Below are 25,022 nucleotides of genomic sequence, written 5' to 3'. Positions count from 1 at the left end.
GGCAGGGCAGCGTCCCAGTGCCGCGGCACGACGCGTTTCCGCCCCGTCGCTTGGAACCTGAAGGTGAAGAACCGGACGTAGGGCAACGTCACGGGCGACGTCGACACCATCATGGCGGAACTTACGCGGGCGCTTGCGCTCGTCGATGGCGGCGACCAGCTGGAGGTTACGTATCAGCGCGAAGACGGCCGGGTTATCGCCGTCCGACGCTTCGTGACGCGTGTGCGAAACTGCCAACCTCGACGTGCGGGACGAGGTGGTCGCTGATCGTGCGGGGCTGTTGCGGGCCCATTAGTGGTAGCCGCATGCTCATGCGCCTCCGCGGATTCGCGATCCGCTGTCCCCCCGACGGCGGAGCAGCGCGACGCGTTCACCCCTCCCACGCCATCAGCTGGTCAGCGCTTTCGATGCTGAGCGCGGGCTCGTCGGTCTTCGAGAGCACGCTGGGTGAGCGGGAGAACAGCACCAGGTTAGTGCCGCGCCTGATGCCTACGACCGCGTCTCGAAACTCGGCCTCGTCGGGCATGAAGACGTGTATCTCACGGGCATCGGGCTCGAGCGCTGACATCAGGTGGATCTGCAAGCGTCCGCCGAGGTCGGTCGGGAATGCGCGGTATTTCGCTACGCCTTCGACGTAATATGCTCGGGCGGAAACGTTGAACTGGGCCCGGATGCGCCGGTCCAGCTTGTCGTAATCGTTGGAGTCTGACATGTACGCCAGTTCATCCCACCAGTAGTCAACGCCGTCGTGGCGAAACTGCTCCTCCGTCGCGATCGCGGGGTTCCGCCGGATCGCGACGGACAGTCGGGCGAGGCCCGCGACGCCGCGGACGGGCTCGCCGTACTCGTACGTCGCGCGCTCGTGTCCGCGAACGCCTCGGGGCTTGGGCTCGGTCACGGGCCGATCGGCCACCGGAAGGTCCGTCAGCAGATGGGTGTGCCGCCGCCGTTCGTCCTCGGTCCGGCTGGCGTGTCGAGGACGTTGCGCGGGGGCGTCGTGCAGGACGCTCGTGTCGTGCTTCCGGCCGTGGAAACACGAGAACTTAGCGGACACGGCGATCGGATCTCCGCCCGACGGGTTGCGCCGTCGTCCCGCGCGCGCGTGGAACACCGGAACCCCGCAGCTGACTGCAGCGCACTTCCACGGACCGGCGCGGCGGTCGTCTGGCACGTTGTTGGCGCTGTAAGCCGTCCCCGTCGGCACGTGTATGGCGCGCATCTCGGTCCCCTCAGTCGTCGGGACGATCCTCGCACGGGCAGCTGACAGTCGCTCGCTTTCGCGCGCCGGGACAATGGCGTCGGCGGCTTCCCCAAAGTCGGCGGTGAGGCGCCCTAACGCTTTCCGGGATCGACCCGATAGGCAGGTCCGGAGGAACCATGCTCGTGCTCATCGTCGCAGCGGCCGCGGTCGCGTTCGCCGGATCGGCGTACCTGAATGCCCGGTTCCGCCACGCGTATCGGGAACCGGCCCTTTCTTGTCTCGCGCCAAACAGGTCTCGCGGCCCCAACAGGCTCTGCCAAAAACCGACGCCGCGGGGCGGTTACTGCTCCACCCACCACGACCAGCGCCGGAGGGACGACGGCGCGGTCTGGGGGGCCGGTGCGATCGGCGTCCTCGCTATCGCAGTCGCGGTCTGGTATTCGCTCCAGCAGTAGCGTTCGCCGGCCGCCTACTGGACTTCGCCGCCGGGCGATCCGGATCCTTCCGGCCCGTCGAGCGTCGCGCGGACGAGCTTCAGAGAAATCACTTCGTCCACCAGCTTTCCGAGCTTGCGGACGTTTCCGATCTTGCCGGCCCGCGATTTCAAGCGGTCCTTGATTTCGGCCGCGTTCAGAACCTTTGACTCTTCCGTCGGGAGCGCCTCGACGCGGGCGTCGACCAGTCGGTCGATCACCCTGCTGATTTCTTCGGACGACAACGCCTCGAAAGCGATGAGCGCGTCGAACCGCGAATACAGGGCTTCGCCGAGAGCGCCGCGGATTTCTTCCTCGGACGAGTAGTTGGACGTGCAGATTATCAGGGCCGGCCCGAGGCTCACCCGGTAGTTCTTGTCCTCGAACACGCCTTCGTCGAAGGTCTCATAGAACGCGCTGTGGAAGACGGATGCCGCCTTGTCGAACTCGTCTATGAGGATGACGCTGGAAGACCGGTCGAGCAGGTCCCGGGCGAACGACGCCTCGGAGTACTCGCCTCCGAACACGTACGAAGCGAACTTCTCGCTGTGGAACATCGAGAACTGCTTGCGGAGCAGCCTTCCGCCGATGAGCCCGTTCACGAATTGCGCGGTCTCGGTCTTGCCGACGCCCGAAGGGCCGTAAAACATCACGACCACCGGCTTGGCGCGCCGGGTCGTGGTGAGGGGGTACAGCGCGGCGAGCATCCTGTTCCGGACCGCCGTCTGTCCAACCATGCGATCTGCGAATCCGTCTCGGAACGCCCTCAGCGCTTCGCGCGTCAGAACGGGGTAGTCGTAGCGCACCGTCTGCGTCGGGAATGCGCGTTCGAGTTGGGCGTGGACGAGCTCCGGCGGGTTGTGGAGTACGAGCCGCTTCGGGTCGATCTCCCGCACCAGCCCCACGAAGTTGGTGATCGCGTGCTCGCTTACGCTGGCATAATCGTTCGACATCGCGACCAGCCGCTTCGGCCGGGCGGCCGGCTCCTCTTCGAATGGCTTTTCCTGCCCGTCAACGGTATGGCGGTGCCGCCGCCTCGCCTCGTCGCGTTCGTTCACCGCGTCCAGGAGGTAGGTACGTGCGCCCTTGCCGAGCGCTTCCGTGAACCAGGACGTAGGCCCGTAGTACAGGGTGACTTTCGTCTCACTCCGCATGTTCGACTCCGGCCAGCACCACGTCGTAGACGTCGAGCATGTCCCCTGTCGGTTCCTCCGAGCCGTCGACTATGTCGAGTCCGCTGACGTCCGCGGGCTCCGGCTGTCCGCCGTTCATTTCCGCGGACATGGTCAGGCTGGTCTCGTACGCGCTTCCGACGCGGATCCCATGGAAGACGAGGTCCATGCGTGCGAGGTCGGCCAAGCCGTAGTTGTTCCGGAAAGCTTCGATGTTGAACCGGAGGATGCAATCGGCCGCGTCGCCCTTGCGTCCGACCATCTCGTAGTAGCCCTTCGCGGACATCAGCGCGCTGTCGATCTCCGCCAGGTTGATGGGAAGATCGTCGAGCCGCAGCATGGCCAGATACGGCGTGAACATCTTCACGTAAGCCGCGGAGTCCGGCGGAGCCGACACGGACAGCGCGTCGATCCGCTCAATGCCGCCAAGCGCGTCGAGCTTCCGGAGGTAGTCCGTCAAAATCGTGTTGGATAGCGTCTTGTTGAGGATGCTCCGCCCGACGGCGGACGCGCTCGCGGCAGCGCCGAGTTCCGCCGAGCCGCCGAAAAACGGCAGCCAGTTGAATTTGGCGGCGGCTTTTGCGCCGGCTTCAGCCTCGATCGCCGCCATACGCTCTCTCGACTGTTCCGTGGAAGCGACTTCTTTTCCGCCCGCTGCGATGTCGAGCATGTCGGAAGCCGATTCCTCGTCGAAGTAAACGACCTTGACCAGCGCCATGCGACCCCTCTCGTTGCGCAGTAAGAAACCGACGGACTGCGGCTCCATGTTATCGCATAGTGCCTATACGTGATCATCTCGACGATCCGTGCAGACGACGAGCGGGTATCTTTCGGGGCTGCTCACCGCACTGTGGAATCGCACAGGGTTCTTCCTCCGGACCGTGGCCGCCTGGTAGCTTTCCGCCATCGCTTCATTCGAAGAGGGGTTCATTTGAAGAAGTCAATTCTGGCGCTGACCGCAGCGGCCGCGACGCTGGTCGCGGTCGCCGGATGTTCTTCGCAGCCCAAGGCCGAGGAGTCTCCGGCCGCGAACGCGTACGTCGGCAAGACGCTGGCTTTCGCAAAGGACCGGGTCGATCAGGACCGCGCCCTCGTGTACGACCTCAGCAAGCCTGCCCTCGGCAAGGAACCGACCTACAGCGACAACGGCAACGACGGCGGATTTACCGTGATAGTAAACTGCACCGCTTCGAACGGCATCGGGATCGGCGTGGTGCCCTCCGGCGACGTGACGGCTTCAGTGAAGAAGAAGATGCGCGATCACGGTTACGACTCATTCCTTTCGGAATGCGGCAAGAAGAGCAAGTAACTTAATAAACTGGGGAGATTTCATGAAGAAGGCAGTAGCGGCGCTGATGGGGGCGGCCCTGGCCGTCGGGCTGGCGCTGACGGGAGCGCAGACGGCATCCGCCGTTCCCGTTCACACCGATTCCGACATCGGGACGTACACGCAGCGCACGGTAATCAACAAGACCAGCAAGCACGCCTACAACAAGAAGGACCGTCTGAGCTACTGCGACGTGAGCCGCACGGGGGCAACCTGCACCGTCAGCAAGTCGACGACCGCGACGCGTTCCATCGCCGTCGACCTCGGCATCACCCGCAGCGAGGTCGCGGGGAAGCTCAACATCAGCGCATCCTCATCGGTGGCGATCTCCGTCTCCTGCACCTCTCCCAAGCTGAAGAAGGGCGAGCGGTGGAGCGCGTATCCGAACGGCACCGCGTTCTCGTACAACATCCGCTCGACCACCTACCGGGACACCGGCGTAATCATCAGCGGGCCGACGACCTCCGGCAAGCTGCACGCGTTCAGCCCTGACGGCGGCATCCACTGCATGTAGTTCGAACGACGAAAGACCCCTCGGCGCCGTATGGCACCGAGGGGTCTTTCGTTTCAGCAATTTACCGACGTTCCGGGATCAGCGGGACGCTCGAGAGAGCGATGCGCTCCAAGGCGGCGGCGAGACGGTCGATTTCGGCACGCCGCTGCTCCAGGACCTTCCTCATCTCGGATTCGCTCCGCAGCCTGTCGAAGTCGCAGTTGACGAAGCACAGGCCGACGTGGGCGTGGCCGACGTGGCGGAGTTCCAGCAGGGGCGCGCCCGCCGGGGCCGACGCGTTGTGCGACTCGACGATCTTCAAGAGCGGAGCCGCCTGCCTCATGGTCACGTTCGTAGATTCCCTCATCCGGTTTTCGTCGCGGGGATCGGTGCTCGCGTAATGCCAATGGGCGGCGGGCGACCTGATGATCACGTACGGCCCGGCCGTCGCCCTCGTCGCGTGTCCCGAGCACGAAGCGGTGGTATCCCATCCGAGGTGGCGCAAGAGGGAAACGAGATGGACGATCTTCTCGTCCATGGGCATGCCTAGCGCGTCGACAATCGCCGACACGCGAAGCTCTTCTGACGCAAGCGTCCAGCTGTTCGATTCGGCTTGTCGTCGAGATTCCATGCAGTCCATTATTTCCCTCTGAGCCGCTTGAATTAACGTTGAAGCTAAAACTGAGGGTCGCGGAGGGAAAGCGTTTGCGGGCGCGATCTAGCCTTGAATTCGTTCCGCGAGCCATGCTTCGGAGAAGATCAGGCGTTCAGTTATGTATTTGTCGCGAAGCGATTCCGGCAGGCAATTTTCGGCGGCACCGAAATCGCCATGCGCGTCACAATCCAGGCCGGACGCTGAGGGAACTGGAGACGCAGCTCGACCGGCTCATGCAGGCCTACTACGCGGACGCCGTCCCGATGGACCGTATGAAGCAGGAGCAGATGCGCATCGCCGAGTCGCGAGCCGCTGCCGAAGCGACGATTTCGAAGCACTCAGCCGCTCAGGACCAGATCCTCGAGAAAGTTGACTACCTGTGCGCGTTGCTTGCCGACGCGAGCCTCTACTACGCGAACGCGCCGGACACGAACCACCGCGACCTCAACCAGGGCGTTTTCGAGCGTCTCTACGTCGACGACGACGAGGCGACCGGCAGCGACGTGACCGAGCCGTTCCGCCGGCTTCTGTCCGACTCGCTGGAGCTCGATCTCGCCCGCGACCGGAAACTGGTGCAAACCCGAGTCGTTAGAACCAGCGACCTTCAGAATCGACAGGGGCCAGGGGATCTCGTGAGAGAGGTCAGCTCGGAAGAACCGGCAAAGTCCGCCCAGATCGCCACGGACGGCGTCTTGGGCCAGTTTCTGGCCCTGGAACGCCCTCGAGGTGGCTTCCCGTGGGAAAGAAAGAACCTCGGCCCTTTCAAGGACCGAGGTTCTAACGATTATTTTTTGGTTGCGGGGGCAGGATTTGAACCTACGACCTCTGGGTTATGAGCCCAGCGAGCTACCGAACTGCTCCACCCCGCGGCACGTTTAGAAGCCTACACGGGGCCGTGGCGGGACACAAATCGAGTGCCCCGCCACGGTGTGTCACTTGCCGTTCTCGGCTGCCGTGGCGGCCTCGATCGCGTCCTGGAGGCGCTGGTCGGCTTCCGCCGCAGCGACCAGGTCGTTGTCCGCGTAGGCCTCCTGGCGGTCCTGCAGGGCTGCCTTGGCGTCGGCCAGGGCCTTCTGCAGGGCGTCGTTGTCAGCCGAGCCGGAACCCGTCGAGCCGGTCGAGCCGGAGCCCGTGTCGGAGCCGGAACCCGTGTCCGAGCCAGACCCGCTGTCGGAACCGGAACCGGTACCGCTGTCGCCGCCGCTCGCGCCGGAGTCGCCGGCCGCCGCACCGGAGTCCCCGCCGAACAGCGAGTTCAGGGCCTCGTCGAGCGTGTCCTCGAACGCGATCTTGTCGCCGAAGGCCACGAGGACCTTCTGCAGCAGCGGGTACGAACCACTCGAGGTCGACTGGACGTAGACGGGCTGCACGTAGAGGAACCCGCCGCCGACCGGGAGCGTGAGCAGGTTGCCCTGCTTCACGGTCGAGTTGCCGCGCTTCAGGATGTTGAGCTCCTGCGACACGGTCGAGTCACCGTTGAAGAGGCTCTGCACCTGTCCGGGGCCCGGGATGTTGTCGGTCTTCGGCATCGTCAACAGCGTGAGTTTGCCGTAGCCCGACGCCTTCTCGCCCTTGCCGGCACCACCCGCGTCGGAGTTCACCGCCAGGTAGCCGGTCAGCACGTTGCGGTTGTTCGCCCCGGCCGACTGCTGCGGGATGTAGGTCGTGTACAGCGAGTACGCGGTCCCCTGACCCGGCACCTTCATCGTCAGGTAGTACGGGTCCTGCAGGTTCGCCCTGTTGGCCGTCGTCGTCGTCTGCGCGCCGAGCGCGTTCGTCGACGTCGCCGCGGTGTCGGCGTCACTGTCCGACGTCGCCGTGCTCGTCGGTTCCTGCGGGGTGTTCCACGCGTCGTCACCCGAGTAGAACGAGTTGGCGTTGGTCACGTGGTAGGTGCCCAGGATCGAGCGCTGCACCTTAAACAGGTCCGTCGGGTACCGCACGTGGTCGAGGAGTTCCGCGCTCATGCTCGACACCGGCTTCATCGACGTCGGGAAGATCTTCTGCCACGTCTTCAGGACCGGGTCCTTCGTGTCCCACGTGTACAGCGTCACCTTGCCCGTGTAGGCGTCGACCGTGGCCTTCACCGAGTTCCGGATGTAGTTCACCTGGTCGGTGCGGTACGTCGAGGACTCGGCGCCGGCGATGCTGTCCGACAGGCTCTGGCTCTGCGAGTACGGGTACGCGTCGCTCGTGGTGTAGCCGTCCACCACCCACTGGATGCGGTGGTCGACGATCGCCGGGTACGCGTCGCTGTCGACGGTCAGGTACGGCGCGGCCTTCTGCACGCGGGTGATCGGGTCGCGGTCGTAGAGGATCTGCGAGTCCTTGTTCACCGCGTTCGAGAGCAGGATCTGCTCCGACTGGAACTTCGCGGCGTAGACGAGCCGGTTGAAGAAGTTGCCGAGGCTCGGACCGCCGTCGCCGGCGTACGTGGTGGTCGCGTTGCCACCGTTGTCGTCGTCGGAGCCGGACGGGTAGTCGAGCTCGACGTCCTTCGTGCCCTTCGGGGCACCCACGATCGAGTAGGGCGGCGAGGTCTCACCGAAGTACACGCGCTGCTGGAAGTCACCCAGGGCACCGTTCGACGGGATCCCGGACTCGAGGAACACCGGCTTGCCGTCGCTCGCGCGCTGGTTGCCGTAGGCCGCGGTGACGCCGTAGCCGTGTGTGTAGACGAACGCCCGGTTGTACTGCGTGTTCGCGGCCGAGCTGAGCCCGGCGAGGTCGATGTCGCGGACCGCGATCACGGTGTCCTCGGTCTCGCCCTTGACGTCGTAACGGTCGACGTCCAGCTCCTTCGGGAACTGGTAGTACTGCCGGTACTGCTGCAGCTGGCTGAACGTGTCGGAGACGATCTTCGGGTCGATGAGACGGATGTTGGCGGTGGTCTGCGCGTCCTTCGCGAGCGCACCCGAGCTCGTCTCGGTCGTGGCGTCGTAGTTCTGCTCCTCGACGCCGGCGACACCGTAGGCGTCACGCGTGGCCTTGATGTTCCGCTCGATGTAGGCGGACTCGAACGTGCGCTCCGAGGGCTTCACCTGCAGACGCTGGACGACCCACGGGTAGATGCCCCCGACGACGATCGCGGCGACGAGCAGCAGGCCCGTCCCGACGATCGAGATGCGCCAGCGGCCGATGACCGCCGTGACGATGAAGAGCAACGCGACGATCGCCGCGATGCCGGCCATGATCTCGCGGCCCGGGATCACCGCGTTGACGTCGGTGTACTGGGCACCGGTGATGAGCGAGTTCGACTTCGTCAGGGCCGCGTACTGGTCGAGCCAGAGGCTGACGGCCTGCAGCGCGATGTAGAGCGCCGCCGTGACCGCGAGCTGGATGCGCGCGGCGCGGGAGATCCGGACCTCACGACCGCCGAAGCGGAGCGCGCCGTAGAGGTAGCTCGCCGCGAGTGCGGCGAGACCGGCGATGAGGACGACGGCCGACGAGTAGGCCACGATCGAGCGCCAGAACGGCAGCTCGAACACGTAGAACCCGATGTCCAGTCCGAACTGCGGGTCGGTCTTGCCGAACGGCGTGCGGTTGAAGTACTCGAGGACCATGCTCCAGCGCCCCGCCGTCGAGAGCCCGGCGAAGATGCCGAGGACCACGGGGATGCCGATCATCACGGCGCGCCGCAGGGGCTCGATGACCTGCTGGTAGCGGTCGAGCTGCGAGTTGAGCTTCGCGTAGACCGGCCGGAACCGGAACGCGAGCGCGATGCTCACGAAGACCGGGACCGCCATGCCGAGGAAGCCCGCCAGGAACATCAGCGTCCCGGCGATCCACCGGGTCGTGAGGACCTGCTGGAACCCGAGCTGCGCGAACCACGCGTAGTCGGTGTACAGGCTGGCGAAGATGAAGAAGGCGATCACCAGTGCGGCCAGCACGATGATCGTGACCACGATGGGGACCCGCGGCGAACGCCGCCCCGAGGTGGACGAGGTTGTCGTCACTTGATGTGCTCCAGACGTGTCGGACCGGCGGGCCCGGCTCGCGGCGGGCCGTCAGTGACACTGATCCTATGGGACCCGACCGGACGTGAACCTGTACGGGGACTCAGGACCGGGTCAGGAACCGCAGCGGGCGAGCTTCGCGGTGCTCCCGCCGTCGGCGATCGTCTGCAGGTCGGTGACGGCCTGGTCGAGCGTGGAGACGCTGTAGACGTCGAGTCCGTCCGGCACGTGCCCGACGACCTCGTCGCAGTTGTCCGCGGGGGCGAGGAACACCGTGGCACCCGCGTCCGCCGCCCCGTAGAGCTTCTGGCGGATCCCACCGATGGGCCCGACCTCGCCGTCTGCCGTGATCGTGCCGGTGCCCGCGACGTGCTTGCCGCCGTTGAGCTTGCCCGGCGTGATCTCGTCGATGATCCCGAGCGCGAACATCATGCCGGCGGACGGACCGCCGACGTCCTGCAGCCGGATCGACACCTTGAAGGGGAACTCGTAGCGCTCGGTGACACCGACCCCGAGCAGCGCCGTGCCCTGTTCACTGCGCGGCGTCACCCTGACGTCCTCGGTCGCGCCGTCCCGTTCGACGGTGACGGTCGCGGGGCGCGAGGTGCCGTGCTTCGCAACGAGCTCGCGGAGGCTCGAGGCGTCGGCGTTGGTCGTGAGCGACCTGCCGTCGAACGCCGTGATGACGTCGCCCTTCTCGATCGCGCCGTCGGCCGCCGAGCCCTCCTGCACGGCGCTGACCTCGAGTTCCGTCGGCAGGTCGTTCCCCTGTTGGATGAGCGCGGCGGCGACGGCCGACTGCTGCGATGCCTGCATGTCGGCGGAGTCCCGCTCGTTCACCTGCTCGGTCGTGGTGCCGCTCGGGTAGATCGCCTCGACCGGGATGACCGCCTGTGACCTGGTGAAGATCGCGCGGATGACGCTGGTCCAGGACGGACGGTTCGTGGCGTCGCCCTGGATGCCGACGGTGAGCATGTCGAGGGCACCGGCCGTCGGGTACGTCTCGTGGCCGGACACCTGGATGAGCTTGACGTCCTTCGCGTCCTTGCCCGTCCCCTGCTTCTGCGTGCCGATGGTGTTGTAGACCGGCCCGGGGACCTCGATGAGGTACGGGCTGGGCAGCAGGCTCGCCAACAGGCCCAGGACGACCGCGCCGATCAGGAACGCCCACCCGACGGTCCGGGCACGCGAGCGACGACGGGGCGCGGGGGCGAAGAGGGTCACGCGGGGTCCTTCCGAGGTGGGCACCCGCGCCTGGCGGCAGGGTGGTCGCCCTCGTCTCGCGACGGGGCTGTTCGCCCTGGGCGCAGCGCTTCGGGCGTTCCCACGGGGGCATCCCAGGTGCGGCCCCGTGAGCAGCGATTAGCGTAGTCGGCATGCCTGATGAACCACAGCCGGGGCCGGACGACGACTTCCAGGAGATGCTGCGCAAGCTGCTCTCGGGCGAGGGGCAGATCGACCCGTCGCAGCTCGCCGGTGCCGCCGGTCTGCCGAACGACCCGGCCTCCGTGGCGAACCTGATGAGCCAGCTCCAGCGAGCCGCCCAGTCCGGCGGTGACGGCATCGACTTCTCGGCCACCGCCGAACGCGCCACCGCGATCGCTCGGGAGGGCGGCCACCCCGTCGACCCGGCCACCTCGCAGGCGGCCGACCAGGCGTTCCAGGTCGCCGCACTGTGGCTCGACGAGGTGACGACGGTCGCCGAACTGACCGCGACCCCGAGTCTCTACACGCGTGAACAGTGGGCCAAGGCGACCGTCCCGGTGTGGACGCAGATCGCCGAGCCGGTGGCCTTCAGCATCGCCGATGCCCTGACCGAGGCGATCGACCAGCGTGCTCCCGAGCAGCTCAAGGCGATGCTCGGTGACGTCTCGAAGGCGATGCGCGGCATCGGCGGGGCGTTGTTCGCGATCCAGCTCGGTCAGGTCGTCGGGCAGCTCTCGAAGGAGGTCGTGTCCGGCGGCGACGTCGGCGTGCCGCTCCTCGACGAGCAGGTCGCAGCGCTCCTGCCCCAGAACGTCGCCGAGTTCGCCGAGGGCCTCGACGTCTCCGAGGACGAGGTCCGCATCTACCTCGCGGTCCGCGAACTCGCGCACGCCCGGCTCTTCCGGTCGGCACGGTGGCTCCGGCTGCACATCATCTCGTCGATCACGGACTACGCACGGGGCATCCACATCCCCTTCGACCGCGTCGAGGAACTCGCGGCCGACATCGACCCGACCAACCAGGAGCAGCTGCGCGACGCACTCGCCTCGGGTGCCCTCATCCCGCCGCGCACCGCCGAGCAGGACGCAGCACTCGCCCGGCTCGAGACGATGCTCGCGCTGGTCGAGGGCTGGGTGGACACGGTCACCGCTGCTGCCACCGTCCGTCTCCCCAAGGCCGGGGCGATCGCCGAGATGGTGCGCCGTCGCCGTGCCGCGGGTGGCCCCGCCGAGTCGGCGTTCGCCACACTCGTCGGCCTCGAGCTGCGGCCGCGCCGCCTGCGTGAGGCCGCGGCGATGTGGCAGCGGGTGACCGACGAGCTCGGTGCCGAGCAGCGTGACGCCCTCTGGTCGCACTTCGACCTCGTGCCGACCTCGGACGACGTCGACGCACCCGACGCCCTCGTCGCACGGCTGCGGAACCCGTCCCAGACCGACGAGGACGACGCGTTCGACAAGGCCCTCGAGGACCTGCTGAACGACTCGACCGGTGCGCGCCCGCACGAGGACGAGTCCGGCCGCGTGGCCGACGACACCGAGGATGGAGCGGGCGACGAGCCCGGGAACGACACGGGCGACCAGCCCCGCTGAGTTCTCCACAGATCCCTCTTGTGACCCCACACGTGCCGCGCACTCCGGCACCGTGGGGTCATGGGCATCCGCATCGATCCGACGCTCGAGTTCGTCTGGCGTGACCCCGCCACGGTCCAGCTCGGGGTGGACCCCCCGCGCGCGGTCGTCGCGGTGCCCACCACGGGGGAAGAGCGGTTCCTCAACGGCCTCCGACGAGAGACCGGGCACGACGTGCTGTGCGGCCTCGCGGCCGCGTCGGGGTGTTCTCCGGAACGTGCTGCCGGGGTGCTCGGTGCCGCGTCGCCCGCGGTGGTCGAGGTCCTGCCCGAGCCGCTCGAACGCATCGAGGTGCACGGCGCCGGTGTCCTCGCCGACACCGTGGCGACGTTCCTGTCCGGCGAGGGCGTGACGGTCAGCCGCACCGCCGCGCCCGCCGGGGGGCCGATCGTGCTGCCCGAGCCCGAACCACGCCTCGCCGTGGTGGTGGCCGACCACGTCGTCGACCCGGCGCTCCGCGCCGCGTGGACCCGCCGGGGTGTGCCGCACCTGGCGGTCGTCGTCGGGGACGGACGCGTCCGTCTCGGTCCGTTCGTCGTGCCGGGAGCCGGTCCGTGCCTCCAGTGCGCTGAGTACGCACGCGTCGACGACGACCCGGCCTGGCCTGCCATCGCCGCCCAGGTGTGGGGCCGGCACCCGGCACCGCTCTCACCGTGGCGGGCAGCGGCGGTGGCCGCCGCCACGACACGGATGCTGCTGGAACGGCTCCCGCTCCGGACGCAACGGGCCGAGCCCGACCAGCTCGTCTTCGAGCGCGACGACCTGTCGGTCAGCCGTTCGCCGGTCCGACCCCATCCGCGGTGCGCGTGCCGAGCGCTGCCAGGAACCGACTCGGAGCCCGGGCTCCCCCACGCGTGGAGCCCTGTTGCGACCACGTGATCGTGACGGATCGGCGGGCTCGGGTCAGCCCGACGTAGAACAGGCGTCGCTCCTCGTCCACCTCGGTGTCGGTCGACGCGTGCGAGATCGGCAGGAGCCCCTCGGCGGCGCCGGCGATGACCACGTGCGGCCACTCCAGACCCTTCGACGAGTGCAGCGTCGCGAGCGTGACGGCGTCGACCTCGGGCTCGTGGTGCGTCGCAGCGCGGTCCACCAGGTCCTGGGTGAACTGCTGCATCGTCGTGCCGGCGGGGGCGTCCTCGGCCAGGCCCATGATCGCCTGCAGCGCTTCCCACTGCTCGCGCACTGCGCCGGTGCCCTCCGGCGGCGTCTCCGTCCAGCCGCTGACCTGCAGCACCAGCCGGACCCGTCGGGTCAGCTCGTCGTCGGTCTGCCGGATCGCCTCGCCGCGCATGTGGTGGACGGCGAGCTTGACCTCCGGGCGGTTGAAGAAGCGGGTGCCTCCCTGCACGCGGTACGGGATGCCGTTCCGACCGAGCGCGGACTCGAGCGCGGCGGACTGCGCCCCGACGCGGAAGAGCACGGCGCATTCCCCGTAGGACGCTCCGGCCCCGACGAGCTCGGCGATGCGGCGGGCGATGGTCTGCGCCTCGTCGCCGTCGTGGACACAGGCCAGCACGACCGGTTCCGGGCCCGGTTCCTGGCTCTGGGCCACCAGGTCGAGTGCCCCGGGCTGGCCGCGCATCAGCGTGTTGGCCGCGGACACGACCTCGCGGGTGGAGCGGTAGTTCCGCTCGAGGCGCAGGACCGACCCGCGGGGGAACTCCGACCCGAACCCGAGCAGGTAGTCGCTCGAGGCGCCGGCGAACGAGTAGATGGTCTGACTGGCGTCACCGACGACGCACAGGTCGTCACGGCCGCCCAGCCAGGCCCGCAGCAGGTCGTGCTGCACCGGCGAGACGTCCTGGTACTCGTCGACCACGAAGAACCGGTACTGCTGCCGCACGTACGACGCCACGCGGGGCTCGGACTCGACCATGCCGAGGGTCGCCAGCAGAACGTCCTCGAAGTCGAGCTGCCGCCGGTCGTCCTTCAGCCGCTCGTACGCCTTCATCAGGTCGATGACCCGGCGCGGGGTGGTGTCCCGCGGCATCACCCGGTCCGCGGCGGCGGCCTCGTACTCGTCGAGCGAGAGCATCTGCACCTTGCGCCACTCGACCTCGGCGGCCAGGTCGCGGAGCACCGGGGTGTCGACGTGCATGCCGACGGTGTCCGCGGCGTGGGCGATCATCCGACCCTTGGATTCGACGATCTTGGGGGCGTGCCCGCCGACGGTGTCCGGCCAGAAGTAGCTGAGCTGCGCCATCGCGGCGGCGTGGAAGGTGCGCGCCTGGACCGTCCCGGCCCCGAGGGCCCGCAGGCGCGACCGCAGTTCGCCGGCGGCACGGGTCGTGAAGGTCAGCGCGAGGACGTGGTTCGGGGCGTAGGTCCCGGTGGCGACCCCGTAGGCGATCCGGTGCGTGATCGCACGGGTCTTGCCCGTCCCGGCACCGGCCAGCACCGCGACCGGACCGAGCAGGGTGCGGGCGACCGTCCGCTGCTCGGCGTCGAGCGCGGCGAGCAGTTCGTCGGGCGACGGCGGCCGGGGCTCGACTGCCCCTGCGCCCGTTGCGCCGCGCGGACCGGTGACGCTCACGGCAGGTCCAGCGGCCCGCCGTACCACTCCTCGATGATGGCGCGGGCGATCGAGGTGCGTCCCGGCAGCAGCAGGGTGTCGCCGGCGCGCTCGCGGATCTCGTCGCGCGAGAACCACCGGACGTCCAGGATCTCCACGCCGTCGGGGCGTGCGGTCGTCGGGTCACCGCCGGCTGCACGGGCACGGAAGCCCACCATCAGCGACGCGGGGAACGGCCACGGCTGCGAGCCAAGGTACTCGGGCTCTTCGACGCGGACTCCGGACTCCTCCCAGACCTCGCGGCGGACGGCGTCCTCGAGCGACTCCCCCGGCTCGACGAACCCGGCCAGCAGCGAGTACCGGTCGGCGTCCCACGCGGCGTTGGAGCCGAGCAGGATCCGGTCGTCGGCGTCGACGACCCCGACGATGATCGCCGCGTCCGTGCGCGGGAAGAGGTCGTGCCCCTCGGGGTCGCGGCGGACCCATCCGCCGCTCACGACGGCCGTGGGTGACCCGGTGCGCGGCGAGAAGCCGTGCACGGCGTGCCAGTTGGCCATCGCCACGGCTTCGACCGCCAGGCCCTGGTCGCGGGGCGAGAGCTCGGTGCCGAACATCCGCAGGCTCTGCCAGGCGGCGTCGTCGGGTTCGATGGCGGTGGCCGTCGCGCTGTCGATCAGGGCGGCGACGAAGCGGGTACCCGCCGGCGCGTCCGCGGCGTCCGACACCGCACGGCCCAGGTACAGGGTCACGGTGTCGACCGGGATCTCCGACGCGGCCACGAAGCGCAGGGTGCCGTCGGCGTTCCGGAGCATCTCAGCACCACGCACCGGTAGGTACCGGGTGCGCTCGTGCTCGCGCAGGACACGCTCGACGTCGTCGGTCGTGCGGAACTCGGCGTCGCGGTCGAGTTCGTTGCGGGAGAGCGGGAGCCGGGCGGCGAACTCGACGGTCACGGCGGGAGAGCTCCTCGGATCGGGTGCGGACGTGCAGGAGACGTGCGGTGGGCGTACGGGCCGCCGAACAGCGTGGCGTGCAGCCGTGCACGCGTCACGCGCCTACCCTGAGGGGCATGGCGGGATCCCAGTTCACTCTAGCCGCGTTGGCGACGACGGCCGTTCCAGGTCTCCTCGTCACGGGCACGCGCACGCTCGGCTCGGCCGCGGCCGGCGACTACGAGTCGGCGCTCCTCCGCGACGCCGACGGCACCGAGATCGTCATCCGCCGCCCCCGGAACCAGCGCGCCGAGGCCCGGCAGTCAGCCGACCTCGTCGCCATCCGTGCACTGAGCGCCGGCATCCGCACGCGGCTGCCGTTCGGCGTCGCCGAGTACCGCGGCCAGGCACCGATCGGGTCGACGCGCGCCATCGTCACGACCCGACTGGCCGGGACCCACCCGACCCTCGCGTCGCTCGTCGAGCGCCCCGACCTCGCCACCAGTGTCGGCCGTGCCGTCGCCTCGATCCACCAGCTGCCGACGAGCTTCGTCTCCGACGCCGGGCTGCCCTCGCTCACGCCGTTCGAGGTGCTCCGGTCCGCAGTCTCGGTGATGGACCGCGCCGTGGCGACCAAGCTCGTCCCCGCCGCGCTCGTCGAACGCTGGGAGGGTGCCGCTCGGGACCAGCAGCTCTGGCAGTTCACACCGACCGTCGTGCACGGCTCGCTCGGCACCGGCGCCCTGCTCGCCGACGGCGATGCGGTGACGGGGGTCCTCGACTGGGGCGAGCTACGGCTCGGCGACCCGGCGAAGGACCTCGCATGGGTGCTCGCCGGCCGCCGCGACGCCTTCGACACCGTCCTCAGCGCCTACGAGGCGAACGGCGGCGGACGCGACCGCCAGCTCGCTCAGCGTGCGCGCGTGCACCACGAGCTCGAGACGGCGCACTGGCTGCTGCACGGCGTGCAGGCGAAGAGCACCGAGGTCGTCGACGATGCCGTCTCGATGATGCACCGCCTGGTCGACGCGGTGCACGCCCCGAGTGCGGAACCGCTGCAGTCCGTGTCACCCGAGACGATGGAGATCGGCGAGGTGGAGCAGCTGTTGTCCTCCACCGAACGCCGCCACGGCTGACGCCGCCTCGTTCCGCACCGTTTCGTTCCACACTTCTCGTCCACACCGTCTCGTTCCACACCGCCCCACGGTGGTCACGACTCCCCGCTCAGTTCCGCCGAGCGGTCACGACCTGTCGGTCGCAGCGCGGCCACCCGACGGTCTGTGACCACTCGCTGTGCGTCCTGCGGGGTGTAGTGACCGGTCCCGGCCGCCGCCCGGGCACCTGACGCGACCGCCTGGAGGCCCGGTGCCGGCCCGGCGGACCGGCACCGGGCCTCCAGGGCGGAGCACGACACGGGCACGGCGCGACACCGCGGCGCGGCTCGACACGGGCGCGGCGCGACACTGACGCGGCTCGACACGGGCTCAGCGCGACAGGGCGCAGGGCGACAATCGAGGCGCGCCTCGCGCGCAGCGCGACACAGGCGGAGCACGACAGGAGCACGACGCGCCTTCCGCGGGACGTCAGCTGCCGATGGCCTCGGACCACGCACGCTCGAGTCCGGCGCGGTCGAGCAGCTCGGTCGGACGGACCTCGAGGTCGTCGGCGACGAAGTAGAACACCGCGTCGACCTGGTCGAGCGGCCGCCCGGTGAACTCGGCGTAGGCGACGCGGTACAGCGCGAGCTGCAGCGTGCGTCGGGCCAGGTCGTCCGCACCGGACGGTGCCTTGCCCGTCTTCCAGTCCACCACCTCGGCACGCCCGTCGATCTCGTACACGGCGTCGAGCTTGCAGACGACGCTGTGCCCGAGGAACGGGATGTGGATCTCGCGCTCGACCTCGATCGGCGTCAGCCCGGCCCAGCGGGAGCGGGCGAACGTCGCCTGGAAGTCCGCCAGTCGACGGGCGTCGTCGTCGGTGACCACGGCGTCCGGCGACGCATCGGCGAGGTCGTCGGCATCGAGGTCGAGCTCCCCGTCCCACACGTCGAGGGTCTCGAGCGCGCCACCGCTCTGCGCACGCTGTTCCACCCACTGGTGGAAGAGCGTGCCGAGCCGGGTCGCGCGGTACGGTCGCTCCGGCATCGGCCGGCGGAGCCGCTCGGCGACGGAGTCGGGTTCGGTCAGGTAGTCCTTGAAGCCCGACGCCGGCACACGGTGCGGGACGGCGACCGCGTGCTTCGCGTTCCGGGTGGCGTGCCGCTCGGCGAGCAGCAGGTCGATGTCGGCGGCGAAGCGCCCCGCCGCTCCGGGGTTCGCGTTCCGCACCCGCTCCGCGGCGGCCAGGACCCTCGGCGCACGCTGCCCGAACGGCACGTGCGGCCAGGTCTGGGTCGCGCCGCTCTCCCCCATCGGGTTCTCGTCGTGCACCGTCGTCTCCGGGATCGCCGCACCGTCGATGACGACGGCGTCCACCAGGTCGCGCAGGTAACGGCTCGGCTCGGTGGGTCGGACCCCGCCGGCCCAGAACGAGCCGGACACCAGCAGGTCGTGCTTGGCACGGGTCAGGGCGACGTAGGTGAGTCGGCGTTCCTCGTCCTCGTTGCGGGCCTTCACCTGTTCCTTGAAGGCCTCGATCGCCGTGGTGACGTCCTTCTGGGTCTCCTGCCCGCGCCATGCGAGTCGTGGCAGCTCGGCGGCGTCCCCGCGGAACTCGTACGGCAGCCGGCCGAACCCCAGCCAGCCGGACGAGCCCTCCTGCGGGCGTGCCGGCAGTCCGCCCTCGACCATCCGGGGCACCGCGACGGCATCCCACTCCAGTCCCTTGGACCCGTGGATCGTCAGGATCTGCACGGTACCGGCCTCGGGCTCCTCGGAACGCGGGCCCATGTCGTCACGCCGGGCTGCGGCGTCGATCCACCCGAGGAACGAACCGAGGTCGGCGCGGTCGTCGGTCGAGACGAAGCCGGCGAGTTCGTCGATGAAGGCGTCGAGGTAGGCGCCGCTCCCCTGTTCGTGCGCGGCGACCTCGATGTCGAGCCGCATCTCCTGCACGACGAGCGTCACGAAGTCGACCAGGTCGCCCCCCGCGCGTGACCGGAGCATCGCGAGCTGGCCGCCGAGCGCACGCATCCGGCTGCGCCCCGCGGCGGTGATGCCCTCGAGCGCGCCGTGCTCGTCGGGCGCGGTCGCCACGAAGTCGAGCGCATCGACGATCGACCCGTGCTCCCCGGCGGCAACGGAGGCCCGGAACGCCGCGGTCAGGTCGTCGTCGAGCCGCTGCTGGGTGTGGTCGCGCTGGAACAGCCACCGGGCGAGCTGGTGCAGGGCGACGATGTCCGCCGCGCCGACCCGCCACCGTGCACCCGCGAGCAGCCGGATCAGGTCGTTGCCGGCCGCCGGGTCGTGCAGCACCCGCAGGCACGCCACCAGGTCGACGATCTCCGGGCGCTGGAGCAGTCCGCCGGTGCCGAGCACGTGGTACGGCACCCCGCGGGCACCGAGCGCCGCCGTGAACGCCGCGAGGTCCTTCCGCGCGCGCAGCAGCAGCGCCATCGAGCCCGTCGGGTCCTGACGGCGGTGGTCCTGGAACCACGCCGCGACCTCGTCGGCCTCTTCCGGCAGGGTCTCGGGGAACACCACCCGCACGGTGCCGGCGTCCGCGCCCGGCCGGGGCGAGAGCCGTTCGACGTCGACCTCGGACGCCTCGGACAGCGGTGCCACGATCGCGTTCGCCCCCGCGAGCACGTCCACCGGGTTCCGCCAGCTGGTCGACAGCGCGAAGGTCACGGGTTCGGCCACGCCGGGTTCGTCCCCGCCGAAGTCGTGCGGGAACCGGGCGAGGTTCGCGGCACTCGCACCGCGGAACCCGTAGATCGACTGGTGCGGGTCACCGACCGCCATCACCGAGTGCCCGCGGAACAGCCGGGCGAGGAACCGGGTCTGCACCACCGAGGTGTCCTGGTACTCGTCGAGGAGCACCACCCCGTACCGGCTCCGCAGGTCCGTGACGACGCGAGGGGCCGACTCGGCCGCGGCGAGCGCGAGGGCGATCTGGTCGGAGAACTCCACGAACCCGCGGTCGACCTTCTGCCGCCGGAACTCGGCGACCAGGTCGGCCAGGGGTTCGAGGGCGCCGATCGCGGCGACCGCGTCGGTGATCGCCTTGTACGGCTTGCCGCGGTTGCCGGGGAGTTCCAGCAGCTCGGAGAACTCGATCGCGAACCGGCGGAGGTCCTCCGGCTCGACGAGGTGTTCGGAGGTGGCACCGGCGAGCGCCACCACGGCTGCGGTCAGGGTGTCGACGTCGCGGTCGAGTCCGGCGAGCCGGTCGTCGCGGGCGGCCACCACGACCCGACGGGCGAGCTGCCAGGCCGAGGGTTCGGTCAGCACCTGGGACTCGCCGTCACGTCCGACGAGCAGGGCGTTCTCGCGGAAGACCGCGTTGGCGAAGGCGTTGTACGTCGAGACGGTGGGCGCTTCGAAGGCGTCCCCGGGGGTGATCAGCCCGACGTCCTCGAGCGCGCGGATGCGGTCGTTGATGCGGACGGAGAGTTCGCCGGCGGCCTTGCGGGTGAAGGTCAGCCCGAGGACCTCGTCGGGTCGGACGAGTCCGTTGGCCAGCAGCCAGACGACGCGCGAGGCCATCGTCTCGGTCTTCCCGCTGCCGGCACCGGCGACGACCAGCGCCGGCACGAGCGGCGACTCGATGACGGCACGCTGCTGGGCGGTGGGACGGGGGCGACCGAGGGCGTCGGCGATGGCGTCGGCGCCGTGCCGGATGACGGGCGGAGCAGCAGCCGTGTCGGCCGCAGTAGCCGTGCCGGTCGTGTCGGTCGTGTCGGTCGTGTCCGCGGTGTCGCTCACCAGGTCACCTCCGCCACCACGTGGATCCGGCACTCGACCCCGGTCCGGGCCTTCTCGCAGTGGTCGTCCACGTTCGCCACGAACGTCCGGCCGGCCATGCCCCGTGCCACCCCGTGCAACCGCTCGCGGTAGGCCTCCCGTGCCTCGGCGTCGAACGCGTGCTGCGTCCGCTCGGAGTACGCCTGTCCGCCGCGGGGGTTCTGGACGAACACCAGCCGGGCGTCCGTCATCGGAGACCCCGCCGGCACGCCCTCGACCGCGCCGTCCTCGACCGCGAGTTGGTAGGCGCCGAGCTGCGGGTGTTCCGGCATGTCGTTCTTCTCGCTGGGCATCGAACGGCCCGTCTTCAGGTCGACGACGCTGACACGGCCCTCGGGGTCGACCTCGATGCGGTCGATGCTCCCCCGGATGCGGGCGGGGCCGGTCACGAGCGCGAACGAGGTCTCGGCGCCGAGCAGTCGACGGCCGGCACTGGCGAAGGTGCGGAGGTAGTCGCTCAGCCCCTCGATCATCCGCCGGGTCCGGGCGCGTTCGCGGTCGGCGACCCAGGGCGACTCGAAGGTGAGCTCGTCCCACCGCGCCTCGACCCGCTCCCACAGCGACTCGACGTCGATCTCGGTGGCGTGCTCCATCGCTTCGTGCACGATCGTGCCGATGCCCATCGCCGGGCTCGGGGCACCGCCGCCGAAGGTCTGCGCGAACCAGTGCACCGGGCACTCCTCGAAGGTGCCGATGCGCGACGGCGACACCGACACGGCCGGAGCGACGGGCTCGCCGCCCTCCACCTCGGGCGCGGGCTCGGCGTCGAGGTCGACCAGGGGGTCGTCCGTGGTCGGTTCGGCGAGCCCGTACCACTCGTCCGGAGCCGCACCGGGTACCTCGGCCTCGGCCAGGCGGGCCAGCGCGGACGCGGCCTCGTGGTCGCCCGAGCCCACCACCCGGCGGCGCAGCGACCCGGCGAGCCCACGCAGGGACAGCGGGTGGACGGTCGGCTGACGGTCCGGCGGCACCGGGACGAGTCGGACGAAGGGTGACGGCGACTCGTCGTCGTTCGCGACCGTGCCGATGACGACCTGGGTGGTGGCGCGCGAGACGGCCCGGGCGAACAGCCGGAGTTCGTCGGCGACCACGGCGGCACGGTCGTCGATGGGCGAACGCTCGACCCCGGCAGCAGCGCGGACCAGTCCGTCCGGGTCGAGCAGACTGCCGCGCACCCGGGTGTTGGGCCAGACGCCGTCCTGCAGACCGAGCACCACGACCACGTCGCACTCGAGTCCGATCGTCGCCGACGGCGTCAGCACCCGCACCCGGCCGGCGGTCCGGTCGGGGCCGATCGAGTCCTCTGGCAGGTCGGCGCCGAGCAGGTCGTCGACGAAGACCCGAGCGGGGGCGTCCGGCGTGCGCTCGACGAAGCGCTTGGCGGCGGTGAACAGGCCGACGACGGCGTCCAGGTGCCGGTCGGCTTCCCCGGCGCCGACCCCACCGGCGGCGGACTGGGCACCCCACGACTTCGCGAGACCGCTGCGTTCCCAGAGGCCCCAGAGGATCTCCTCGATGCTCGATCCCGCCTGGGCGTCGGCACGCGCCTGCACCAGGCTCCGGGCCAGCCGGGTCGCTCGTCGCGCGAACCCGGCGTCCACCGTCGCCAGGCGCTCCGGTGCGCCCAGGGCATCGACCAGCAGTTCGTCGGCGGTGCGGCTGCCGTCGCCCGCGAGCTCCTCGCGCCGCAGGGCGAGCCGGAGCCGACGCATCGCCAGGGTGTCCAGGCCACCGAGGGGCCCCGTGGCGAACGCGGTGGCCAGGGCGGCGTCGAGCGGCAGGACGTCGAGCGCCACCGCGGCCGCGTCGAGCAGCGCCCGCGCCGCGGAGTCGTCGCGCGGACGGACGGGCGCGGCACCGGCGGTCGCCGGGACCTCGGCCACGGAGAGTGCCCGGACGAGTTCGGGGATGGCAGCACCGCTGCGGGTGACCACGGCCATCCGGTGCCACGGCACACCGTTGAGCAGGCGGTGTTCGCGCAGTCGACGGGCGATCGCCACGACGAGCGCGGACCGACTGGCGGCCTCGAGGTGCACGACGGCGTCGGACCGAGCATCCTGGTCGCCCGCCGACGCGCTGCGCTGCCGGCCGGCCGCCGCGGTGCCGATGCGACCCGTGACGCCCGTGACCAGGGCGCGGATCGGGGCGGGGTGCCGGTGCACCGCCCCGAGGAACAGTTCGTCGACACGGTCCACCCCGAGTCGCACGGCCAGTCGACCGAGCACGTCCGGTTCGGCGCCGCGGAACGCCGAGGCGGCGATGTCCGGGTCGCCGAAGGCCACCACCTGCACACCGGAGCGCGCGAGCGCCCCGAGCAGGGCGATCTCGCCCTCCACCAGTTCCTGTGTGTCGTCGACCACGACCAGGCGCAGGGCGGCGATGCCTGCGGGGAGCTCGTGCCGCAGCACCGCGGCGGTGGCGTACGCCACGAGTTCACCGGAGTCGAGCCCGGTCGGCCGGAACGCGGTGACCGATGCCCGGTAGTCGTCCACGAAGTCGCCGACGGCCCGCCACTCGGGCCGTCCGAGCTCGTCGCCGAGTTCCCGCATGTCGTCGGGCTCGACGCCGGCGGCCACCGCACGCATCATGACGTCGCGCAGGGCGGTGCGGAACCCGGCTCGCTCCCGGACCACGGAGGTGATCGGGTCGGGCCAGGCAGGTCCGGCGCCGTCGAGTTCGTGCCCGGCGAGCAGGTCGGCGATGATCCGGTCCTGCTCCCCACCGGTCAGCAGCGTCGGGGGTTCCTGCCCCTGCACCGACGCCGCGTGGGTGACGATCTGGAACGCCAGTGAGTTCACGGTGCGTGCGAGGGCACCCGGCACGACCCGGTCGACCGCCCGCGCGAGCCGGTCACGCAGCGCCGTTGCAGCCGTCCGCGCCGAGGTCAGGGCGAGGACCGTCGCGTGGCCGTCGGGCGTGATCGCGCCAGGTCGGGCCAGCCGGTCGGCGACGAGCCGTGCGAGCGTGGTCGTCTTGCCGCTGCCCGGCGCACCGATCACCGCGGCGTGACGGCCGTCCGGCAGCGCGAGCACAGCGGCCTGCGAGGGGTCGTCGACCAGTGCGCGCGCGAACCCGGTGTCCTCGGGAGCGGGCATCAGCGTGGTCTGCGGCACGCTCGTACGGTACCCAGGACCGCCGACAGCACCGCTGCGGACGCGCGGGGCACCGGTCGTCCGCCGTCGAGTGCGCCCGCGGCGAACGCCCGATACCGCACGGGACCGCTCGGATACGCTGTGCTCGTGGACATCAAGATCGGCATCATCAACAGCCCCCGCGAGATCGCCTTCGAGACCGCCCAGACCGCGGACCAGGTCGAGAAGGCCGTGTCCGAGGCGCTCACCGCGCAGTCGACGCACCTGTCGCTGCAGGACGACAAGGGCCGTCGCTTCATCGTCCCCGTCTCGGCTCTGGCGTACGTCGAGGTCGGCGCGGAAGAGGCACGGCGCATCGGCTTCGTCGCCTGACGACGTGGAACTGCTCTTCGCCGTCCTCGGCGGCGTCATCATCGGCGCGGTCGCGCACGTGATCCTGCCGTGGCGGTCGAACCGCGGCGTGCTCGTCGGCCCCGCGGTCGGCGGCATCGCCGCAGCCGTCCTCTGGGAGGCGCTGACCTGGGCCGGGTGGCGGTACGACGGCACCTGGATCTGGGTCGTGGCCCTCGTGGGGTCCGGCGTGGTCGTCCTCGTCGTCGAGTGGCTCCTCGGCACGCAGCGCGACAAGCGCGACGCCGAGTACTACGAGCAGCTCAAGACGCGCGGCGCCTGACCCTCGAGCAATCCTGACCCTCGAGCAATCCTGACGCTCGAGCAGCCTGACCGCTCAGGCTGTCAGACCGAGCGCGTCCATCCGTCGGGTGTGCGCGGCGATGAGTTCGGTCCAGACCGGCTCGAGCCGCTCCTGGTCCTCTCGCGCATGCGACGCCAGCGCCGACCGGGCGACGAGCAGGGTGTCGCCCACCAGGCGGCGTCCCCACATCGCCAGGCGTGAACCGATCCGCGGGTCGTTCTCGATGTGGGCTGTCAGTTCTTCGACGACCGCTGCTTCCTCGCGCGCGTCGAACACCGAACGCAGCCGCTGCCGCACGTCCGTCGGCAGGGAGCGGAGCAGGTTGCCGAACAGGTCGTTCAGGATGCCGGCCGTCACGTAGCCGGTCAGCATCGACTCGTACCAGTCGGCACCGCTCGTCCGTTCGAGGAACAGGTCGATCGCCTCGCGGTGCGGGGCCATCAGCGCCGCCGGGTCTCCGCCGCTGCGTTCGATCTCGGCCACGATCGTGCGGTGCCGCTCGAGCGCCGTGGTCGCGAGGACCCCGGTGACCAGACGGCCGGAGAGCGTCGGTGCCGAAGCACCGGCTCGTCCCATCGTCTCGTAGACGGAGAGCTGCAGGTACGCGGCCTGCCCCAGGTAGACGTCGAGCTCCGGGGTGACGTCGTCGAGCGCGAGCCGCTTGACCTGCGCGGCTCCGCGCGGGTTCCGCGACGCGAGCCATGCTGCAGCGAGCTGCGCCGCGCGCTTCCGGTTCCACCACGAGACCACCCGACCAGCATAGAGGGCGAGTCC

The 25,022-nt window shown here is 70.0% G+C and carries 19 protein-coding genes and 1 tRNA gene; 7 read left to right on the top strand and 13 right to left on the bottom strand.

Going from position 1 to position 25,022, the window contains the following annotated elements; all coding sequences use genetic code 11:
• Window positions 1–370: 370 nt before the first annotated feature.
• From DEJ00_RS08445 to DEJ00_RS08430, 3 genes are all read right to left on the bottom strand, one after another.
• Window positions 371–1,219, bottom strand: a complete 849-nt coding sequence (locus DEJ00_RS08445; protein WP_146247914.1) for a hypothetical protein — start codon at window positions 1,217–1,219, stop codon at window positions 371–373.
• Between the two features lie 451 nt (window positions 1,220–1,670).
• Window positions 1,671–2,828: an AAA family ATPase gene (locus DEJ00_RS08435; RefSeq protein WP_111057016.1), complete on the bottom strand. Its 1,158-nt coding sequence runs from the start codon at window positions 2,826–2,828 to the stop codon at window positions 1,671–1,673.
• On the bottom strand, window positions 2,818–3,564 hold the full coding sequence (locus DEJ00_RS08430; protein ID WP_111057084.1) for a DUF6414 family protein: 747 nt from the start codon (window positions 3,562–3,564) through the stop codon (window positions 2,818–2,820). Before DEJ00_RS08430 ends, DEJ00_RS08435 begins: the two co-directional genes overlap by 11 nt.
• Before the next feature lie 69 nt (window positions 3,565–3,633).
• Between DEJ00_RS08430 and DEJ00_RS08425 the strand changes: the two genes are divergently transcribed.
• Window positions 3,634–4,155, top strand: a complete 522-nt coding sequence (locus tag DEJ00_RS08425; RefSeq protein WP_146247913.1) for a hypothetical protein — start codon at window positions 3,634–3,636, stop codon at window positions 4,153–4,155.
• Window positions 4,156–4,177: 22 nt separating this feature from the next.
• A complete protein-coding gene (locus tag DEJ00_RS08420; protein WP_146247912.1) occupies window positions 4,178–4,687 on the top strand; it encodes a hypothetical protein in 510 nt (169 codons plus the stop codon).
• Between the two features lie 61 nt (window positions 4,688–4,748).
• Here DEJ00_RS08420 and DEJ00_RS08415 read toward each other — a convergent pair whose 3' ends face one another.
• The 5 genes from DEJ00_RS08415 to DEJ00_RS08395 all read right to left on the bottom strand — a co-directional run bounded on the left by DEJ00_RS08415 (window position 4,749) and on the right by DEJ00_RS08395 (window position 10,501).
• Window positions 4,749–5,204 carry a hypothetical protein gene (locus DEJ00_RS08415; protein ID WP_146247911.1) on the bottom strand — a complete coding sequence of 152 codons (456 nt, stop codon included), beginning with the start codon at window positions 5,202–5,204 and terminating at the stop codon, window positions 4,749–4,751.
• Between the two features lie 455 nt (window positions 5,205–5,659).
• A complete protein-coding gene (locus tag DEJ00_RS08410) occupies window positions 5,660–5,899 on the bottom strand; it encodes a hypothetical protein (protein WP_111057012.1) in 240 nt (79 codons plus the stop codon).
• A gap of 214 nt (window positions 5,900–6,113) precedes the next feature.
• Window positions 6,114–6,190 (bottom strand) — tRNA-Met (locus DEJ00_RS08405).
• Window positions 6,191–6,253: 63 nt separating this feature from the next.
• Window positions 6,254–9,226, bottom strand: coding sequence for a UPF0182 family protein (locus DEJ00_RS08400; protein ID WP_181440124.1), 2,973 nt, complete (start codon window positions 9,224–9,226; stop codon window positions 6,254–6,256).
• A gap of 165 nt (window positions 9,227–9,391) precedes the next feature.
• Window positions 9,392–10,501, bottom strand: coding sequence for a PDZ domain-containing protein (locus DEJ00_RS08395; protein ID WP_111057011.1), 1,110 nt, complete (start codon window positions 10,499–10,501; stop codon window positions 9,392–9,394).
• 152 nt (window positions 10,502–10,653) lie between these two features.
• Here DEJ00_RS08395 and DEJ00_RS08390 point away from each other — a divergent pair, with 152 nt between their 5' ends.
• Together DEJ00_RS08390 and DEJ00_RS08385 are read left to right on the top strand one after the other, a co-directional pair.
• On the top strand, window positions 10,654–12,072 hold the full coding sequence (locus DEJ00_RS08390) for a zinc-dependent metalloprotease (RefSeq protein WP_111057010.1): 1,419 nt from the start codon (window positions 10,654–10,656) through the stop codon (window positions 12,070–12,072).
• A gap of 60 nt (window positions 12,073–12,132) precedes the next feature.
• Complete coding sequence (locus DEJ00_RS08385) at window positions 12,133–12,990, top strand: TOMM precursor leader peptide-binding protein (RefSeq protein ID WP_111057009.1); 858 nt, start codon at window positions 12,133–12,135, stop codon at window positions 12,988–12,990.
• Here DEJ00_RS08385 and DEJ00_RS08380 read toward each other — a convergent pair.
• Together DEJ00_RS08380 and nudC are read right to left on the bottom strand one after the other, a co-directional pair.
• Window positions 12,881–14,647, bottom strand: coding sequence for an ATP-dependent helicase (locus tag DEJ00_RS08380; protein WP_181440123.1), 1,767 nt, complete (start codon window positions 14,645–14,647; stop codon window positions 12,881–12,883). The two genes, DEJ00_RS08385 and DEJ00_RS08380, sit on opposite strands and share 110 nt — an antisense overlap.
• Window positions 14,644–15,579, bottom strand: a complete 936-nt coding sequence (gene nudC, locus DEJ00_RS08375) for an NAD(+) diphosphatase (RefSeq protein WP_111057008.1) — start codon at window positions 15,577–15,579, stop codon at window positions 14,644–14,646. The genes DEJ00_RS08380 and nudC overlap by 4 nt, the downstream gene beginning before the upstream one ends.
• Before the next feature lie 116 nt (window positions 15,580–15,695).
• On the opposite strand from nudC, the gene DEJ00_RS08370 reads away from it, so the two are divergent.
• The gene (locus DEJ00_RS08370; RefSeq protein ID WP_027464583.1) at window positions 15,696–16,694 is read left to right on the top strand and encodes a phosphotransferase; all 999 of its coding nucleotides are present in this window, start codon (window positions 15,696–15,698) and stop codon (window positions 16,692–16,694) included.
• Between the two features lie 447 nt (window positions 16,695–17,141).
• On the opposite strand, the gene DEJ00_RS08365 is transcribed toward DEJ00_RS08370, so the two are convergent.
• Both DEJ00_RS08365 and DEJ00_RS08360 read right to left on the bottom strand, forming a co-directional pair.
• On the bottom strand, window positions 17,142–20,423 hold the full coding sequence (locus DEJ00_RS08365) for an ATP-dependent DNA helicase (protein WP_181440122.1): 3,282 nt from the start codon (window positions 20,421–20,423) through the stop codon (window positions 17,142–17,144).
• Window positions 20,420–23,575, bottom strand: a complete 3,156-nt coding sequence (locus tag DEJ00_RS08360; protein ID WP_111057007.1) for a UrvD/REP family ATP-dependent DNA helicase — start codon at window positions 23,573–23,575, stop codon at window positions 20,420–20,422. The genes DEJ00_RS08365 and DEJ00_RS08360 overlap by 4 nt, the downstream gene beginning before the upstream one ends.
• 126 nt (window positions 23,576–23,701) lie before the next feature.
• Here DEJ00_RS08360 and DEJ00_RS08355 point away from each other — a divergent pair, with 126 nt between their 5' ends.
• Together DEJ00_RS08355 and DEJ00_RS08350 are read left to right on the top strand one after the other, a co-directional pair.
• The gene (locus DEJ00_RS08355) at window positions 23,702–23,926 is read left to right on the top strand and encodes a DUF3107 domain-containing protein (protein ID WP_027464581.1); all 225 of its coding nucleotides are present in this window, start codon (window positions 23,702–23,704) and stop codon (window positions 23,924–23,926) included.
• Between the two features lie 4 nt (window positions 23,927–23,930).
• Window positions 23,931–24,227 (top strand): hypothetical protein, encoded by a 297-nt coding sequence (locus DEJ00_RS08350; protein WP_027464580.1) that lies wholly within the window; start codon window positions 23,931–23,933, stop codon window positions 24,225–24,227.
• A gap of 54 nt (window positions 24,228–24,281) precedes the next feature.
• Here DEJ00_RS08350 and DEJ00_RS08345 read toward each other — a convergent pair whose 3' ends face one another.
• A complete protein-coding gene (locus tag DEJ00_RS08345) occupies window positions 24,282–24,998 on the bottom strand; it encodes a ferritin-like fold-containing protein (protein ID WP_027464579.1) in 717 nt (238 codons plus the stop codon).
• Between the last annotated feature and the right edge of the window lie 24 nt (window positions 24,999–25,022).

It is taken from the genome of Curtobacterium sp. MCLR17_039, from assembly GCF_003234745.1.
GTDB lineage: Bacteria > Actinomycetota > Actinomycetes > Actinomycetales > Microbacteriaceae > Curtobacterium > Curtobacterium flaccumfaciens.
This window is presented reverse-complemented; position numbering and strand designations above follow the sequence as displayed.

Coding starts and splice junctions, on each gene's coding strand:
- DEJ00_RS08385 (WP_111057009.1), top strand. CDS start 12,133: ATGGGCATCCGCATCGATCCGACGCTCGAGTTCGTCTGGCGTGACCCC.
- DEJ00_RS08390 (WP_111057010.1), top strand. CDS start 10,654: ATGCCTGATGAACCACAGCCGGGGCCGGACGACGACTTCCAGGAGATG.
- DEJ00_RS08430 (WP_111057084.1), bottom strand. CDS start 3,564: ATGGCGCTGGTCAAGGTCGTTTACTTCGACGAGGAATCGGCTTCCGAC.
- DEJ00_RS08445 (WP_146247914.1), bottom strand. CDS start 1,219: ATGCGCGCCATACACGTGCCGACGGGGACGGCTTACAGCGCCAACAAC.
- DEJ00_RS08420 (WP_146247912.1), top strand. CDS start 4,178: ATGAAGAAGGCAGTAGCGGCGCTGATGGGGGCGGCCCTGGCCGTCGGG.
- DEJ00_RS08370 (WP_027464583.1), top strand. CDS start 15,696: ATGGCGGGATCCCAGTTCACTCTAGCCGCGTTGGCGACGACGGCCGTT.
- DEJ00_RS08435 (WP_111057016.1), bottom strand. CDS start 2,828: ATGCGGAGTGAGACGAAAGTCACCCTGTACTACGGGCCTACGTCCTGG.
- DEJ00_RS08415 (WP_146247911.1), bottom strand. CDS start 5,204: ATGGACGAGAAGATCGTCCATCTCGTTTCCCTCTTGCGCCACCTCGGA.